Raw genomic sequence first — 961 nt, 5'->3', positions numbered from 1 at the left:
GGGTCTTACGGTCGGCTCCACGTCCGTTTCGCGTCTCCGAGCCACTCCCGGCGACGGTGACCGCCAGCGCGGCCAGGTTCCGTGCGGCGTTGACGTCCCGGTCCAGGACCAGGCCGCACAGGGTGCAGGTGTAGGTGCGCTCGGACAGGGCGAGTTTGGTTTTCACTACGCCGCAGCTCGAGCAGGTTTTCGAGGACGGATACCACCGGTCGGCCACCACCAGCCGCCCACCGTTCCATGAGGTTTTGTACGCCAGTTGCCGCCGTAGTTCGGCGAACCCGGCGTCGGCGATGCGCCGAGCGAGCCGCCGGTTGGCGAGCATCCCGGCCACGTTGAGGTCTTCCACCACCAGCGTGCCGTACTCGCGGGCCAGCCGGGTGGTCAGCTTGTGCAGACCGTCGCGGCGCAGATGAGCGACCCGGGCATGCGCCCGACCGAGCCGGGCGGACGCCCGCTCCCACCGCTTCGACCCACGCCGCCCGGTGCGCCGGTCCGGGCCGACCCGGCGAGACACGCGCCGGGCCAGACGCCGCATCCGGCGGGCGGCAGTGTCCAGGTGGCGCGGGTTGGGCTCCATTTCACCGGTGGACAGCACCGCCAGATGCTTGACGCCCAGGTCTACGCCGACCACCACTTGTGGCTGGTGTGGAGTGCGTGCGGCGCGGTCGACTTCGACGCAGAACGACACGTACCAGCGGCCGCCGTCGCGGCGCACCGTCGCCGACAAGATCCGGGCGGTGCCGGCCTCCAGCCGGCGGGCGAGTTTGCGAGCCGACTCGTGCAGCTTCAAGCGGCCCAGCCGGGGCAACACCACATGCCTGCGGTCCGGCTCGACCCGGATGGCCCCGGTGGTGAACCGCACCGAGGGTGTGGACCGGCGGCGTGACTTGAACCCCGGGAACCCCACCCGCCGCCCGGCGCGCTTGCTTGAACGCGAGTCGGACCAGTTCTTCAACCCCCG

At 71.3% G+C, this 961-nt stretch carries 1 protein-coding gene; it reads right to left on the bottom strand.

Going from position 1 to position 961, the window contains the following annotated elements; genetic code table 11:
- A partial coding sequence (gene tnpB, locus DKT69_RS31105) for an IS607 family element RNA-guided endonuclease TnpB (protein ID WP_236648464.1) occupies window positions 1-907 on the bottom strand: 907 nt, incomplete at its 3' end.
- Between the last annotated feature and the right edge of the window lie 54 nt (window positions 908-961).

Source organism: Micromonospora sicca (assembly GCF_003172935.1).
Taxonomy (GTDB): domain Bacteria; phylum Actinomycetota; class Actinomycetes; order Mycobacteriales; family Micromonosporaceae; genus Micromonospora; species Micromonospora sicca.
This window is presented reverse-complemented; position numbering and strand designations above follow the sequence as displayed.